Annotated in this window: 11 protein-coding genes and 1 tRNA gene; 5 read left to right on the top strand and 7 right to left on the bottom strand. The window is 64.8% G+C overall.

Features of this window, described 5'->3' with window-relative positions:
* Positions 1 to 8: 8 nt before the first annotated feature.
* From GFY24_RS28560 to GFY24_RS28540, 5 genes are all read right to left on the bottom strand, one after another.
* A complete protein-coding gene (locus GFY24_RS28560) occupies positions 9 to 1,517 on the bottom strand; it encodes an NAD(P)/FAD-dependent oxidoreductase (RefSeq protein ID WP_153808219.1) in 1,509 nt (502 codons plus the stop codon).
* Between the two features lie 28 nt (positions 1,518 to 1,545).
* The gene (locus tag GFY24_RS28555; RefSeq protein ID WP_153808218.1) at positions 1,546 to 3,192 is read right to left on the bottom strand and encodes an AMP-binding protein; all 1,647 of its coding nucleotides are present in this window, start codon (positions 3,190 to 3,192) and stop codon (positions 1,546 to 1,548) included.
* On the bottom strand, positions 3,182 to 4,159 hold the full coding sequence (locus GFY24_RS28550) for an SDR family NAD(P)-dependent oxidoreductase (protein ID WP_153808217.1): 978 nt from the start codon (positions 4,157 to 4,159) through the stop codon (positions 3,182 to 3,184). Before GFY24_RS28550 ends, GFY24_RS28555 begins: the two co-directional genes overlap by 11 nt.
* A 6-nt stretch (positions 4,160 to 4,165) precedes the next feature.
* Complete coding sequence (locus tag GFY24_RS28545; RefSeq protein WP_153808216.1) at positions 4,166 to 4,843, bottom strand: TetR/AcrR family transcriptional regulator; 678 nt, start codon at positions 4,841 to 4,843, stop codon at positions 4,166 to 4,168.
* Positions 4,844 to 5,391: 548 nt separating this feature from the next.
* Positions 5,392 to 5,586 (bottom strand): hypothetical protein, encoded by a 195-nt coding sequence (locus GFY24_RS28540; RefSeq protein ID WP_153808215.1) that lies wholly within the window; start codon positions 5,584 to 5,586, stop codon positions 5,392 to 5,394.
* 904 nt (positions 5,587 to 6,490) lie between these two features.
* On the opposite strand from GFY24_RS28540, the gene GFY24_RS28535 reads away from it, so the two are divergent.
* The gene (locus tag GFY24_RS28535; protein ID WP_153808214.1) at positions 6,491 to 7,474 is read left to right on the top strand and encodes a hypothetical protein; all 984 of its coding nucleotides are present in this window, start codon (positions 6,491 to 6,493) and stop codon (positions 7,472 to 7,474) included.
* Positions 7,467 to 8,072, top strand: coding sequence for a 2'-5' RNA ligase family protein (locus GFY24_RS28530; RefSeq protein ID WP_153808213.1), 606 nt, complete (start codon positions 7,467 to 7,469; stop codon positions 8,070 to 8,072). Before GFY24_RS28535 ends, GFY24_RS28530 begins: the two co-directional genes overlap by 8 nt.
* A 452-nt stretch (positions 8,073 to 8,524) precedes the next feature.
* Here GFY24_RS28530 and GFY24_RS28525 read toward each other — a convergent pair.
* Together GFY24_RS28525 and GFY24_RS28520 are read right to left on the bottom strand one after the other, a co-directional pair.
* Positions 8,525 to 8,600 (bottom strand) — tRNA-Arg (locus tag GFY24_RS28525).
* 215 nt (positions 8,601 to 8,815) lie between these two features.
* The gene (locus GFY24_RS28520) at positions 8,816 to 10,285 is read right to left on the bottom strand and encodes an NAD(P)/FAD-dependent oxidoreductase (protein ID WP_153808212.1); all 1,470 of its coding nucleotides are present in this window, start codon (positions 10,283 to 10,285) and stop codon (positions 8,816 to 8,818) included.
* Between the two features lie 508 nt (positions 10,286 to 10,793).
* Between GFY24_RS28520 and GFY24_RS28515 the strand changes: the two genes are divergently transcribed.
* From GFY24_RS28515 to GFY24_RS28505, 3 genes are all read left to right on the top strand, one after another.
* The gene (locus GFY24_RS28515; protein ID WP_153808211.1) at positions 10,794 to 12,431 is read left to right on the top strand and encodes a long-chain fatty acid--CoA ligase; all 1,638 of its coding nucleotides are present in this window, start codon (positions 10,794 to 10,796) and stop codon (positions 12,429 to 12,431) included.
* Positions 12,432 to 12,579: 148 nt separating this feature from the next.
* A complete protein-coding gene (locus GFY24_RS28510; RefSeq protein ID WP_153808210.1) occupies positions 12,580 to 14,199 on the top strand; it encodes an acyl-CoA synthetase in 1,620 nt (539 codons plus the stop codon).
* Between the two features lie 84 nt (positions 14,200 to 14,283).
* Positions 14,284 to 15,619 (top strand): DUF222 domain-containing protein (locus GFY24_RS28505; protein ID WP_153808209.1); only part of this gene is annotated, 1,336 nt, incomplete at its 3' end.

Genomic DNA, 15,619 nt, shown 5'->3' with positions numbered 1-15,619 from the left:
ATTCAGGTTCAGCGAGTAGATGATTCGACGCGGGTGGCGTCGGCCGCCGGTGCGTGACGGGTGATCAGGAAGTCGCGGTCGTCGGGTTCGGTGAGCAGCGCTGTCATCGTCTTGCGGTCGAAGGGCCACAGGTCGATGGTGTTCTGTTCGGTGAAGTACCAGGAATTGCAGCCGGTGTTCCAGACGGTCGGACCCATCGCCTGCGCGACCGCGTCGTGGAATCGGGTGGTGGCTTCCTCGGTGACCTCGACTGTGGCGAATTCCCCGGCACGGAACCGTTCGAGCCAGCGAGTGATGTAGCGGGAGGTGAGTTCCGCGGAGTACTGCAACGAGATCGATCCGGTCGGCGAGTTCGGGCCGAGCACCGTGAACAGATTCGGGAAACCCGGGATCGCCGACATGCGGTAGGCGCGCGGACCCTGCTCCCACGCCTGATCGATGGTCAGCCCGTCGCGTCCGCGCAGATTCATAGGCCGCATGTAGTTGTGCGGGTGGAACCCGGTCGCGAAGACGATCACATCGATCTCGTGCTCGCGTCCGTCGGCGGTGCGGATACCGGTCGGGCGGATCTCGGTGATCGCGTCGGTGACCAGTTCCGCGTTGGTGGCCTGGATGGCCTGGTAGTAGGTGCCCGAGACGACCTGCCGCTTGCACAATGGCTGATAGTCCGGGGTCAATGTTCGGCGCAGGCCGCGGTCGCGGACCTGTCCGCGCAGTGACCAGCGCGCCAATTCCTGGACCGTTTTGCGCCGCCAGGTCGGGTGCAGGGCGATATCGGCGAGGATTCCCGACGCCCACAGCGCCGCATCATAGAGCCGATCGTGCAGGGCAGGGGCCGCCGCGAGTACCTTCGCCACCAGCGCGGATTGGCGCAATTCCATCGGCGCCCACAGCACCCACTGCGGGGTGCGGGTGAACTGGGTCAGCTTCGCCGCACCGGGCTGCAAGGCCGAAATCACCTGTACACCGGTCGAGCCTGAGCCGATCACCGCGATCCGTTTGCCCTCGGTCACGAGCGAGTCGTCCCAGCGCGCGGTGTGCACCGTGGCGCCGGTGAAGCTGTCCAGGCCCGGGATGTCGGGGGTGAACGGATGATGTAGCACGCCGGTCGCCGCGATCACGAAGTCCGCGCTGAGCCGGGTGCCGCCGGTGACGGTCACGTCCCAGCGGGACCCGTCGAATACCGCGTCGGTCACCTCACTGTTCAACCGCAGGTGTGCTCGCAGACCGAACTTCTCGACGACTTCGGCGTGATAGCGCTGGATTTCGGGTCCGGTGGCCCAGATCCGGCTCCAGTCCGCTTTCGGGGCGAACCCGAACTGGTACAGCTGGGAGGGCACATCGCAGGTCAGGCCCGGGTAGCGATTCCAGAACCACACCCCGCCGACGTCGGAGCCCTTTTCCAGAATCACGAAATCCTCGAACCCGGCCTGCTTGAAGGTCACCGCCGCGGCGATGCCCGCGACGCCGGCGCCGATGATGATGATCGAGGGCTCACGAGTTGGCTTCGTTGCCATGGTTTTTCGGCCTTTCGGAAGAGTTGGATCAAGACGCGGTCGGGGTGTGCAGTCGGGCGCGCAGCACCTTGCCGCCGGCATTGCGGGGGATCTCGTCGAGCACGATGAATCGTTTCGGGACCTTGTAGCGTTCGAGCCCGGCGCGCATGTGCTGTTTGAGGGCGTCCTCGGTCGGGATCGCGGCTCCGGACGCGAGCACGATGAACGCCCGCAGGACTTGGCCGAACTCGGCGTCCGGGACGCCGATCACGACCGCGTCGGTGATATCGGGGTGTGCGGCGAGGCGGTCTTCGACTTCGCCGGGGAAGATGTTCTCCCCGCCGGAGACAACCATGTCGTCGGCGCGACCATCGATGAACAGTCGGCGTTCGGCGTCGAAGTGGCCCATGTCCCCGGTGCTGACGTGACCGTCGATGATCGCCTTCGTCGCTGCTTTCGCGCCGGCGTCGGGGGTGTAGCCGGTGTATTCCAGGCCGCTGCGTACGAAGATCTCGCCGATCTCGCCGGTCGCGGCCTCGCAGCGGTCGGCGCGCAGGATCCGCACCGAGACACCGAGGGCGGGCCGGCCGACGGTGTGCGGTGCCACGACCAGGTCGTCGGGTGTGGCGATGGTGACGAGTCCGGCTTCGGTCGAGCCGTAGCCGTTGGCCACGATCGGCCCGAACGCCTCGATCAGCGCCGACACGGTAGTCGGCGCGATCGGCGCCGCGCCGGTGACCATGATTCGCAGGGCCGATCGCGTCGCCGCCGACTCGCTCAGATCCGGCACGGCCAGCAGCCGCTGCAGCATCACCGGTACCGCCATCACCACGGTCACCCGATGGCGGGCCATATCGTCCAGAGTGGTCTGCGCGTCGAACCTGCGCCGGCAGATCACGGTCGCGCCCAAGGCCATTGGGCCGATCAGGGCGAGCAGCCCGAAGCCGTGGAACATCGGCGGTGCCACGATGACGCGGTCGGAGGTGCGCAGTCGCAGGATCGCCATGCCCGTCGCGGTCAACAGCGCGATCGCGGTGGGCGCGATCGACCGTCGTACCCCTTTGGCCAAACCGGTGGTTCCCGAGGTCAGCAGTGTCAGCTTGACCGCGTGACGCACGCGCGGCGGTACCGGATGGTGCTGGGCGGCAAGGTCGTCGAGGCTGGGCAAGGTGGAGGTCCCGGTCTCCCGCCAGGCCAGTACGCGCAGTCCCGGATAGTCGAAGCCTTCGACGGTCGCCGCGTACTCGTCGTCATAGATGAGTACGTCGGGATTGTGTCTGGCCAGGATCGCCCGCAGCTGTGCCGGTGAGAGTTCGGTATTGATGAAGATCAGTTCCGCACCCAGCTGCGCGCCGGCGGCCAGCGCCTCCGCGAATCCGCGATGGTTGCGGCAGATGATGCCCACCGATTTCGGCGGTGTCGCAGTGGCGGCGAACAGCGCTGCCGCGATCGCTTCGGCACGCTCCTGTAGCTGCCGGTAGGTCAGCTGCCCGCTGTCGTCGATGATCGCGACCTTGTCCGGATGACGGATTGCGGTGGCCGCCAGCAACATTGCCGGGGTCGGCCCGTACTGATGAAAAGCGCGCGCCAGGGCCACGGCTCCGCGCGGGCCCACCGGTGCGAGCATTCCCGAGGTGGCGATCGCCGGTAGCGCCGAAACCCATTGCCGCAGTGAGTGTTCGAGTTCAGTGCGCATTGCTTGCCCGCGCCTGGTCGTCACCCTGGATTCCAGGAATCGCGAGCTTCGGTTCGAGCCGCGACAGGGAAGCCTTCGTATCACCGAGATTCCGGAAGATGCGCTCGACGAGCAGTTCGAGCGGCTGCCGAAACAGCGTCGCCGAGATCGCCGAGGGGAAACCGTAGAGCGGGGTCATCGTGCGCGGCTTCTTCACCACGGCTTTGGCCAGTACCTCGGCCGCGTCCTGCGGGGTCTGCCCCGGCAGCACCCGCATCCAGCGGCTGGGCGCGCTCATCCGGGTGTGCAGCAGGCCACCGTAGAACGTGGTCAGTGTGACCCCGTCGGCGCGAGCCTCGGCGCCCACCGAGCGCATCCACCAGTCGAAGGCCAATTTCGACGACAGGTAGAAACCCCATTTCGGCATGGCAGGGAACATGATTCCCACTGTCGAGACATTGACGATGTGGCCGCTCCCGCGCTCGCGCATACCGGGCAGCAGGGCCAGGGTCAGTCGCATCGGACCCAGGTAGTTGGCGCCGGTGGTGGCGGTGATGTCCTTGGGCCGGTTGTAGGACAGGTGAATTGAGCGGCGCAGCGACTTGCCCGCATTGTGGATCAGCACATCGACCCCGCCGAAGTCGCACAGCACCGATTCGGCGAACTCGCGCACCGATTCCTCGCTGGTCAGATTGAGTGGGTACGGGTAGGCCTCGCCGCCGGCGGCCTGGATCTCCTCGGCGATCTCCCGCAACCGATCGACCGACCTCGCGGCGAGGACAACCTTCGCGCCGGCGCCAGCGAACCATTTCGCCGTCGCCTCGCCGACGCCGAAGGAAGCTCCGGTGATGACGACAACTTTGCCCTGTACTTCGCGGCGCAGCGCAGCCTGACTGCGCAGGCCACGCGGCCCGATCACCCAGGCCAGCGCCCGCGCGAGCGGGGTTTCGACGATCCGTGACGGACCGGTGGGCAGAGACTCGGACATCACTGACTACTCCGATATTTCGACACGGTCGATAGACGTGGGGGAGCCCAGGAGCAAGCCGAAACCGAGCGCGTCCGAGAGCAAGGCCTCGCCGGCGGCCGGAGTCAGTTCGATATCGGTGTCAATGCGCAACGCGCTCAATGCGGTACCGAAGAAGCTGCCCACGATCAGTTCTTTCACCTGCACGCGAGTGATCTCGCGGGTGTGCAGCCAATGCAGCACCACCCCCTCGACGAAAGACACGAACCCATTGATCGCGGCCCGCAGCACCGGAGAAGGTTTCGAGCCGGTCACCTCGACGGCCAGCGCATCGGCCAGCCGGCCTCGATGCCGGTCCTGAATGCGGCGTACCTCGGCATCGGAGACATCGGCGATGAGCGCTTCGAACGAGGCCGGCTGCTGTTCCGCCTGATCGAGCAATTTGTCGATACCCCGGCTCAGCCGATCGAGCGCGGGACCCCGCATCTCCAAGACATCGCTCCAGAACGAATCGGTCGCCCCCTCGAGCACCGCCAGGTAGAAGCCTCGCTTCCCTCCGAAGTGATAGCTGATCGAGCCGGCCGCCACGCCGAGCGAGCGCGCGAGGTCCACGATCGAAACCTCTTCGTACCGCTTACTACTGAACGCGATCGCACCTGCGGCCAACAGCGCGGAACGCGACGCTTCACCACGCCGATTGACCATCGCCCCTCCAGTTACTGAATCTGATTCAGTAACTGGAGGTTAGGCGGCGTCGAGGAGGCGGTCAAGAGTTTTTTGAATCAGATTCAATTAATAGTCACTACGCGCCGTCGAGGTGATCGAGGTCGGGGGAATGGGATAAACCAGTCTGCTCCCCTGCACTCGCCGAGTCGGCCCGCTGGTTGTCGAACAGATCCGCTGTCTGTCGCCGACCTACGTCAGTCAGCAGCGGCTCGACCTGGTGACACAGTTCGGTGCAGTCACCGGCGATGGGGCTGGTCGGGGCTGGTAGCGACGATCACCGAGCCTGGCCACGGCATCCAGCCCAAGAAGGCCATCGCTCAGTAGCCGCCTACGGCTAGCAGCAGATATACCGCCTCAAGATGCACGACGCACTCGTCCGGCCGATGAAACCGATGCATGTACCGCAGTTCCCGTGCTCGGTCGCTGGTTAATTCGAGCAAGTGCACCTGACACATGAACTCTGCCAGCACGCTATCTGCTTCGATGAATGTCTTGTGCTTCAACGGATCTGGTGAGCTCATCGGCAATCAGTCCCAGAGTTCGGCGCACGGCAACGGCGGCATATCAGGGCGTACGTCATCGTCCACCGTGACGATCAGCTCTGGAAAGCCCTGCGCCAGTTCATCGGCCACGTTCTGCACCTGTTGTGCCGACGCTTGGTAATCCAGTGCGAGGGTGCCGAACTCGATGTGGATGTGGCGAATGCGTCGAGGTGGAGTCATAGACCGCACGCCAGATCACCGCGGTTTGCTCGAAGAGAGCACGAGGCGGCCGGCGTCGATAAGAGCCTGGAGCGCCGCAGCCTTTCGCGGACACTTCGTCGCCCTGCACGCAACGTGAAACTGCATCACGGCGTGAGCCTCAGTTGCCGTAAACCGTTGCGCCGGTGGCTGATGGGCTTCCTGTTGGGTCGTTGAGACAAAACAGTGGGTTACGAGGGTCGTGTGGGACATCGGTGAGCGCCTTTCCAGCGAAGCGAAGAGGATGTGCCAAAGGCACCCGATACCAAGGGCTTTCGCCACCCAGCCCGGCTCACGGGGCGGGGTGCGCCGCACGTGCGGTACGGCGTCGGCTTGGTACCGGGTGCCGGTTCAACGGTGCCCTTTTGCCCGTACGGCCTGCGACCGCGTAATGGTCGGGTACTGTGGGCGTAAATAGGCATTTCCCCAGGTCAGGCGGCTATTGGCGAGGTAAGAAATGGTCAGAGGGCGGGCATGGACCGGGTTCGAAGCAGTGGCGCTCCAGGAAGCAATGCGGCGGTCGGTTCGCGACTTCGCCGCGATGCTCGGGGTGGAGACAACCACTGTCAACAATTGGCGCACTGGCCTCAGCGCAGTCAAGCCGCGTACTAACACTCAGTCGATTCTTGACACCACTCTCGGCCAGCGGGCGACTCCTGATGATCGGGCACGTTTTGAGCAAATCGTGGCCGACGGTGAGTCGGTATGGCGGGCACGAAACCCGTCATCGTCGCGGCGCTCAGCTGGAAGCGCTTCGGAGGGAACGGAGCTCAGAGCTTCGTCAGCTCGCGGGTCCGAAAGCGACTCGTTCCGTTTCGGTCGTGGTCAGGCGACGAGCATCAATGATGATCAAACGAAGGAGCCGTCCCCGCCGACGGATCCCGGGGTGACTGAAGAGCTGATCACCGTACTCAGCCGCGTCCACAAGCTGAGCCGATCTGTGAATCCCGAGATCATCGCACAGCTGCAGCTGAGCACGCTCCAGAGCATCGCTGGGTACGAGACGGTAGATGATCCGTCCGAACTTGTTCCCGCCCTTATGAAACAGCGTGCATGGCTCGATGAACTCCTCGATGAGTGTGGCCATCCGGCACGGCGCAGCGGGCTGTTCGAGGTTGCGAGCGAGACGTCGGGGCTCCTGGGTTACATCGCGGTGGGAAGCGGCCAGTTTTCCTTGGCCCGTGCGTACTGCCTGGAGAGTTTTCAGCTCGGCGACTACGCACAGGACCCAAACCTCATGGGGTGGGCCCGGGGCATGCAGAGTTTCTGTGAGTACTACGCCGGGCAGTACGTCGAGGCGCTGCGCTACGCCGAGGACGGCCTGGCTCATGCTGGAGCCGGACCGCAAAGTGTTCGCTTAGCGGTCAATGGTGTTGCGCGGGCAGCGGGCAAACTTGGCGATGCCGAGGCGGTCCGTCGGGCGGTGGATCGGGCATACGAACTCATGGCAGACAATGGGGCGCCGGCCGGGGTTCCCTCGAGCATCTCGCTGGAGAGCTACAGTCCGGCGCAGGTGGCAGGAAACGCGGCTACTTCATTTCTATCCCTGGCCAGGCCGGACAGGGTCGAGCAGTACGTCGAACTGGCCTTGCCTGAGATGAATGACGCTAATTCCCCATGGGGCCGTTCGCTGGTAATGATCGATTTGGCGCGGTCACACGTCCTGGCCGAGGACGCCGACTTGGATGCGGCCGCAGGCATCATGCTCGATGCGCTCGACGTGTCGCCGGGCAAGCCGATGATGCAAGTTCGTCGCCGCGGCCTGGAGTTCGCCCACGATGCCGCTGCCAAGTGGGGCGACACCGCCCAACTGCGTACGGTGCAAGAGACACTCGCAAGTCTGAAGGGTCTCGACGAACAGCATGGATGATTCCCGGGCACAGAAGCGCGGCGGGCAGATCGGCCCGCTGGGCCACTACTGGTTCCTGACCTTTGAGTACTCTTCGGAGCTCCATAACTTGGTGAAAGAATGCCAAGAGGCAATCGACGTCAGGTACTTCTATCCGGTCCCTCCGGATGGACTCCACCTGACGCTGGACAGAATCATGTACGCCGGACAGAGCACGCCAGCCGAACTCGACGTGATCGCCACGGCCGCGCGAAGCGCTTGTACGGACCTAGCACCGTTCACTGTGACGATCGACCAGCTGAAGAATCTCCGTGGTGCGATGGGCTTTGAGGTGGGGCCTGTTCAGCGCGTCCATGCCCTTCGCAACAGGCTTCGGGCAGCTACCTTGTCGGTCTTTCCCGAGGCACCGGTGAAGAGGTCTAGCTCCAATCCGCATGTGACAGTTGCCTACCCGGTAGGCGACAGGCTCTCGGATCGGGCGGTGTCAGCAGCTGAAACGATCAACGCCACTCTCCGCAGTGTGGACGTGACTGTGACGGAGGCTGTGCTGGTTGCACTCGAACGTCACCAGCACCGCTACTCGTGGACGGTTGTGGACCGCGTACCGCTGGTGGGCTGATCCCGAAGCGTCGGAGCCGCAACCGCTGGGGCCGCGAATCGTTCGGCGAACATCTGTAGTGGCATGTAGAGATCGGGAGAGTCTTGTGCCGCTCGATCGCCAACCGCCGCAGCCGAGCGGATGAGGGTAGCCAGCACCAAGGTCACCGAGGAGTGCGCCGCGGGCAGCCTGAAACATCGGCGGGTGCCAGCCTGGGCGCACCGGTTCTCGACTTGGGCTGCGTTGCTGGACTTTCCGGTGCTGCTGTGCTTTGTGACGCAGGTGTTTAACGTCGATCTGGCTGGACTATCAGCTGGTGACGGAGCGGTGTGGAGTGAGGGCCTAATCCCCCTGATCACGTCCATCATCTTCGCCCTGCTCGGCACGGCTGCGGTTGGACTGAAGTTCTTCGGCCGAGACCTCGAGGACTACCACGGGCACATCACGTTGCCCGAGGGCGAAGCACGCATCTTTGGTGCCCTCGGCAGGAATCGAACCTGCGACCTACCCTTTAGGAGAGGGTTGCTCTATCCCCTGAGCTACGAAGGCTGGACCGGTTGCTGGTGGGCGACCTGAACGTCGGGGAGTCTACCTGGTTGGGGAGCTGGGGGTCGCATTCATATCGGTGCGGATGGTTCGCGGCGTCGCAGGGGTGTTTTGCGGGCGGCGGGGTGCGGGGAGTCGGCCGCTGGATGTTGGTTAGGCACAGGGGGCATAGGGCGGGTGTATGGGCACGCTGGTGTTCGTGCCCATCGCCGGATCGCTCAGCGGGCCGCGGCCCGCTCCTCGTCGTAGTCGGACGGCTTGAAAGTGCTTGTCTTCCAGCGGAACAGCGCTGTCGCGCCCGGCCAGTTATTGGTGATCCGGCCCGAGGCATTGCGATACCAGCTGGAGCAGAAATTCCACGGGGTGTCCTTCAGACGGCGCTGTAGCCAGTCGTCCCAGTCCTGCTCGACCTCTGGTTTGGCTGCCAAGAACCACCCGGGCCGTGCCGCCAGGTACTCCGCCACCTGCCGGATGTACCGGGCCTGCGACTCCAGCATATAGATGATCGAACCCGACCCCACATTGGTGTTCGGCCCGTACATCATGAACAGATTCGGGAAGCCGGGCACCGACATGCCGAGGTAGGCGCGCGCGCCCTCGGCGGACCACTCGTCGGCCAGCTTGCGCCCGTTGAGACCGTAAATGTGCATGGGCGCAAGGAATTCCGTGCCCTTGAAGCCGGTGCCGTAGATGATCACATCCACCGGATGTTCGACGCCGTCGGCGGTGCGAATCCCGGTCGGGGTGACCGCCTCGATGGCCGTGGTCTCCACCTGGACGTTCGGCTGCCCGAGCGCCGGCAGGTACTCGTTGGAGAACAGCCCGCGCTTGCAGCCGGCCGCGTAATCGGGAGTCAGCTTGTCGCGCAGCACCGGATCGGGCACCTGGGCTCGCCGATGCCGATCGGCGAGGGCGACAACAGGGGTCTTCATGGCCGGAATATCGGTGAGCGCCAAGGCCAGCACCTCGAACAGTCCCCAGATGGCGAACCGCTCCGCCAGCCGGGTGATCGGTACGTGTTTGAACATCGCCTTGTGCAGCGCGCTGTACTCGGTATCGAACTTCGGCAGCACCCACGCCGCCGAGCGCTGGAACAGTGTCAGCTGCGCCACCTTGGGCTGGATCGCCGGAATGTATTGGATGGCACTGGCTCCCGTGCCGATGCACGCCACCCGTTTACCGGTGAGATCCACCGAATGATCCCATTCGGCGGAGTGGAAGGCCGCGCCGGTGAAGCTGTCGATGCCCGGCAGATTCGGCATGGCGGGGCGGGAGAGCTGACCCACCGCCGGAATCAGAATATCGGCGATATGGGTGACGCCGTCGGAGGTGCGGACCCGCCAAATGCCGGACTGCTCATCGAATTCCGCCTCGGTGACCTCGACGCCGAATTCGATCTTCGCGGGCAGGCCGTGCTTCTCGGCGACGCCGCGCATGTATTCGTGGATATCGGCCTGATGCGAAAACCGCCGCGGCCAATCGGTTTTCGGCTCGAACGACCAGGAGTAGAGCGGCGAGGGGACATCACAGGCCGCGCCCGGGTAGGTGTTCTCGCGCCAGACGCCGCCCAGATCGGCGGCCTTCTCCAGAATGCTGAAGTTGGTCAGGCCGTGGCGCTGCAATTCCAGCGCCATGCCGAGTCCGGCGAAGCCGGCGCCGATGATCAGGATGGACGGCTCACGATTCATGACTCGACATTAAAGCTATCGGCGCTGGTCACGCAGACATCCACGGTCATCGAATCGGTATTTTCGGCCATTTCTGCGAGTCGGGTTTGCTGTCGCCGCCGCGATCCGGGCTCACCGGCATCTTTCTGGGACGGTGAGCGCCGTCTGACCTGCGTCGCTGTCCTCGACTGGACAGCCTCCTGTCCGACTACATATATTCACGGAGAATCGTGCTCCAATTTGCTTGTCCTGGTTAGTGATTGGCTATTCTGCGGCGCCGCAGGGGGCGTCGTTGCAAGCCTGATCCTGGCCGGGACTTCGAAGCCGGCGGGTCATCGTGTAGGCGGTGGCAAGTCGGCGACAACCGCGGGCGGCGGAGGTGGGGTCCGCCGTCCGCGGTCATAAACGTGCGTTTGCTTTCGGATTGCCATCAGTAGACCGCCGAACCGGCCGTGTCCGAATTCGGCTATCCTGCCGGGAAGTGACTCAGTTCACTCTCCAGTAGGGATATGTAGGGAGCGGTTGGGAAATGTTGAGCACCATGCAGGACGAGCAGCTGTCACTCGCGACACTGCTGCGGTACGCGTCCACATTCCAAGGCGACAGCACCATTTCGACCTGGACCGGAGACGGTATTCGCACCCAGACTTTTCGTGAGATCGGCGCGGACGCCGCCCGCCTCGCCAATGCCTTGCGTGACCTCGGCATCGGTGAGGGCGACCGAGTCGGCACCTTCATGTGGAACAACAATGAGCACATGGTCGTGTACGTGGCCGTGCCCGCCATGGGCGCGGTACTGCACGCGCTGAATATCCGGCTCTTCCCCGAGCAGTTGGTCTACGTCGCCAACCACGCCGAGGATCAGGTGGTCATCGTCGACGGCTCGCTGCTGCCGATGTTCGCGCAGTACCTGCCGAATCTGAAGACGGTGCGGCACGTGGTCGTGGTCAACGGTGATGCCGCCGCGCTCACCGCACCCGAGGGTGTGCAGGTGCACTCCTACGCGGAACTGCTTGCGGCACAACCGGATACCTACGACTACCCGATCGTGGACGAGCGCTCCGGCGCCGGAATGTGCTACACCTCCGGCACCACCGGCGACCCCAAGGGCGTCGTCTACTCGCACCGCTCGAACTACCTGCACGCCATGCAGGTGTGCGCGCCCAACGGCATGGGTTTCAGCGAGCGTGACACCGTGCTCGCCATCGTGCCGCTGTTCCACGCCAATGCCTGGGGTCTGCCGTACGCGGCCATGATGTCCGGCGCGAACCTGCTCATGCCGGACCGCTTCCTGCAGCCCGCACCGCTGCTGGAGATGATGGCCGCCGTCAAGCCGACCTTCGCCGCGGCCGTGCCGACCATCTGGGGTGGCGTACTGGCCGGATTGCAGGCCGCGCCGCAGGACATTTCGCATCTGCGTACCTGTGTGGTCGGTGGCGCCGCCGTACCGCCGTCCATGATGCGGGCCTTCGAAGAGCTGCACGGCGTGAAGCTGCTGCACGCCTGGGGCATGACCGAAACCTCCCCGCTCGGCTCGGTCGCGCACGCGCCCGCCACGTCCGAGGGTGAGCAGGAGTGGGCCTACCGGTACACCCAGGGCCGCTTCCCGGCGGGTGTGCAGGCGCGCCTGGTCGCCGATGACGGCAGCGTGCTGCCCAATGACGGTGTCGCGCTGGGCGAGCTGGAGGTGCGCGGCCCGTGGATCACCGGCTCGTACTACTCGCCGACCGGCGGCGAGGTCGATCCCGACAAGTTCGACGACGGCTGGCTGCGCACCGGTGACGTCGGCAAGATCAGCCCCAATGGCTATCTGACACTGGTGGATCGGTCCAAGGATGTCATCAAGTCCGGTGGCGAATGGATCTCCTCGGTGGATCTGGAGAACGCCGTCGTCGGGCATCCGGGTGTCGCCGAGGCCGCGGTCATCGGCATTCCGGACGAGAAGTGGGACGAGCGCCCGCTGGTCGCGGTCGTGCTGGCCCCCGGCGCGGAGGCGAAGCCGGAGGAATTGCGTGACTTCCTGGCCGACAAGTTCGCCAAGTGGCAGCTGCCTGAGCATTGGGCCTTCATCGAAGAGGTGCCCAAGACCAGTGTCGGCAAATTCGACAAGAAGCGGCTGCGGGCGCAGTACGCCGATGGCGCGCTGATCGTCACCACGCTGTCCTGAGAGGCATTCCGCTCGCGCCTCCTCGCCCGTACGGTTAGTTTGAGGGCAGATGCCCGCAAAACGCAGGGGCGGACGAGGAGGTCCGGGTGGAAGTGCAACGCGCGCAGGGGAAACCGCAGTTCACGGGATTGCGGAACGGGGTGCGGGGATGACACTCGGGCTGATTCGGACGGTGGGGGAGCGGGCCTGTCTGGAGCTCGAATCGGCGCGCTTGTTCTTCGATGCCGGGCTGGTGCGGATCGAATCGCCGACGGTGCTGCTCTCCGCCGCCACCGCCATGCTGCGGTACGGGACCATTGCCGCCGGGCTGCGGCTCTCGGCCGCGCGGTACGGCGGGCGGACGGCTCTGATCGATGAACTCGGGTCGCTCACCTTCGCCGAATTGGAGGACCGCTCCAATCGGCTGGCCAACGCCTGGCGGGCGCGCGGGCTGAAACCCCGTGAGGGCGTGGCGATTCTGGCCCGCAATCATCGCGGGCTGGTGGATGCGATCTTCGCGGCGGCCAAATGCGGGGCGCGGATCATTCTGCTCAATACCGATTTCGCCGGACCGCAGATTCGGGACGTCGCGACGCGTGAAGGCACCGATCTGCTGGTGTACGACGCCGAATACGCGCACATGCTGGATGAGGTGTCGCCGCCGCGGGGCAGATATCTGGCGTGGACGGATGAGCCCAGCGCGGACAGCCTGGAAGAGCTGATCGCCGACGGCTCACCCGACGCGCCACCGTGGCCGGGAGCCGAGCCGCGCATCATCCTGCTCACCAGCGGCACCACCGGTACACCCAAGGGCGCGCCCCGCCCGGAGCCGAAATCGCTTGCCTCCCTTGGTGGTCTGCTCTCCAAGACACCATTCCGGGCGGGCGAGGTGACCGAATGCTGCGCGCCCATGTTCCACACCCTCGGATTCGCCTGCGGCATGCTGACTCTCGGCTTCGGCTCGACACTGGTGATCCGCCGCCTCTTCGACCCGCAGGCCGCGATCGACAGTGTCGCAAGCAATCACGCCACCGCCATGATCGTGGTACCGGTCATGCTGGCGCGCATGATCGACCTCGGCGGCAAGGGCGTCACCGGACGCGACCTGTCCGCGCTGCGCATCATCTTCGTCGCCGGATCCCAGCTCGGCGCGCAGCTGTGCCGGGAGGTGACCGCCACCTTCGGCCCGGTGGTCTACAACCTTTACGGCTCAACGGAAGTCGCGTACGCGACCATTGCCACGCCGGAGGATCTGGCGGTGGAGCCCGGGTGCGTCGGCCGCCCGGTGCTCGGTGCGCGAGTCGAGATTCTCGATGACGAGGGCCGCAAGCTACCCGCCGGGGCGACCGGGCGCATATTCGTCGGCAATGTCATTCAGTTCGAAGGCTATACGGGTGGTGGGCACAAGGAGATCATCCGTGGCCTGATGTCGTCGGGTGATGTCGGCCATTTCGACAGGGCCGGAAGACTTTTCATCGACGGACGTGATGACGACATGATCGTCTCCGGCGGTGAGAACGTCTTCCCGGTCGAAGTGGAGGAGCTGCTGTACACCCACGCGGCCGTCCGTGAGGCAGCCGTAATCGGCGTACCGGATGACCAATTCGGTTCGCGTCTAAAGGCTTTCGTGGTAGTCAACGAGGGGCGGTCCTGCACCGCGGATGACGTTCGCGACTTCGTGAAAGCCAACCTCGCCAGATATAAGGTGCCTCGCGAAGTCGTCTTCCTCGAAGAGCTCCCGCGCAACCCCACCGGCAAGGTGTTGAAACGGAAATTGCTGGACATGTGAATGAAAGGCAATTCCTTCTGAAAATCCTTGCATCACAATAGAATTCGCCTTTCGTGGTCTGTGTTATCACGGTAGAATAAAGGCATGAATTCAGGAGGAAACACCGCATTGACAGTCAGTGCTTCGGCGCTGGCTGTAGCGGTGGACGGCCTCCTGGACGCGGATCTGACCCCGCACCTGGATACCGAATTCATCGCGGTCATGCGTGAGGTGGAATCGAGCCTGCGCAAACTGGAAGCGGTCAAGCATCGCCTGACCGTGGAGACCGGCACCCGCTGCCTGGCCGCCCGCGCAGGCGCGTCGACCCCGATCAAATTCCTCGAACAGACCCTGCGGTTGTCGCACGCGGATGCGACCGCACGCTGGAATGCCGCACAACTGTTGGCTCCCAGGGTCTTTCCCACCGGCGAGCTCGAGCCGGTACTGCCGTATGTGGCCGAGGCGCAGCGTGCAGGCGAGATCTCCGCCGACCACGCCCGCCACATCATGGCCATCATGCACCGCCTCCCCGACAGCTTGCCGGACCGCAAAAAGGAAGCCGCCCAACAGATCCTGACCGACTACGCCTGCAACGGCTTCCCCGATACCCTGCCGCGGTTGGGCAACGAAATCATGATGCGGGTCAACCCCGATGGTGAACTCGCCGCCGACCGGGATCGGCAACGTCTGCGTGGGTTGACCATCGGTCGTCAGCGCGTGAATGGGATGTCCCCGGTGTCGGGTGAACTCACCCCGACCCTGCGTGCGGTGCTGGATCCGCTGCTGGCCAAACTCGCGCGCCCCGGCATGTGCAACCCCGAAGACCCCGACAGCCCCTGTACCACGACCCAAGCCACCGACCGCACCGTGCTGGCCGCAGCGGCCAAGCGTGACACCCGTAGCGCGGCGCAACGCAATCATGATGCGCTGCTGGCGTTCCTGCGTTTCGAATGCGACCCCACCATCCTGGGCACCCACCGTGGCCTGCCGGTCACCGCACTGCTCTCGATGAGTGTGGCCGATGTCGAACGCGGCACCGGTATCGCGACCACGGCCACGGGAGGAACCCTGTCGGTGTCCGAAGCCCTGAAATTGGCTACCACCGCCCAGGATTCGAGCACCTTCGTGGCAGTCCTGGACCAGGTCGGGGCACCGGTCCATGTGGCGCGTGTACGCCGCACGCCGGGGAACCGTGCGCGCGGTAAGGGCGCTGCGAAGAACCCCACGCCCGGGATCGGCTCGGTGGGAAAATGCTCGGCAGGCGCGACTCCCGGATTCACCCTGACGGACCTGCCCCTGCACGTCGGGCATGACGACCGCCTGGCCACCAAGGCCCAGCGGTTGGCTCTCATCGCAGCCGAAAAGGGTTGCACCCGACCGGATTGCAGCGCGCCCGCGTCCCTGTCGGCGGTGCACCACATCACCGAGTGGGCCAAGGAAG

It is taken from the genome of Nocardia sp. SYP-A9097, from assembly GCF_009649815.1.
GTDB lineage: Bacteria > Actinomycetota > Actinomycetes > Mycobacteriales > Mycobacteriaceae > Nocardia.
The sequence above is the reverse complement of the archived record's forward strand: the minus strand, read 5'-3'. Positions and strand labels throughout refer to the sequence as shown.

Excerpts from the sequence above, each read along its gene's own strand:
- GFY24_RS28560 (WP_153808219.1), bottom strand. The coding sequence starts at position 1,517 with ATGGCAACGAAGCCAACTCGTGAGCCCTCGATCATCATCATCGGCGCC.
- GFY24_RS28555 (WP_153808218.1), bottom strand. The coding sequence starts at position 3,192 with ATGCGCACTGAACTCGAACACTCACTGCGGCAATGGGTTTCGGCGCTA.
- GFY24_RS28550 (WP_153808217.1), bottom strand. The coding sequence starts at position 4,159 with ATGTCCGAGTCTCTGCCCACCGGTCCGTCACGGATCGTCGAAACCCCG.
- GFY24_RS28545 (WP_153808216.1), bottom strand. The coding sequence starts at position 4,843 with ATGGTCAATCGGCGTGGTGAAGCGTCGCGTTCCGCGCTGTTGGCCGCA.
- GFY24_RS28540 (WP_153808215.1), bottom strand. The coding sequence starts at position 5,586 with ATGACTCCACCTCGACGCATTCGCCACATCCACATCGAGTTCGGCACC.
- GFY24_RS28530 (WP_153808213.1), top strand. The coding sequence starts at position 7,467 with ATGGATGATTCCCGGGCACAGAAGCGCGGCGGGCAGATCGGCCCGCTG.
- GFY24_RS28520 (WP_153808212.1), bottom strand. The coding sequence starts at position 10,285 with ATGAATCGTGAGCCGTCCATCCTGATCATCGGCGCCGGCTTCGCCGGA.
- GFY24_RS28515 (WP_153808211.1), top strand. The coding sequence starts at position 10,794 with ATGTTGAGCACCATGCAGGACGAGCAGCTGTCACTCGCGACACTGCTG.
- GFY24_RS28510 (WP_153808210.1), top strand. The coding sequence starts at position 12,580 with ATGACACTCGGGCTGATTCGGACGGTGGGGGAGCGGGCCTGTCTGGAG.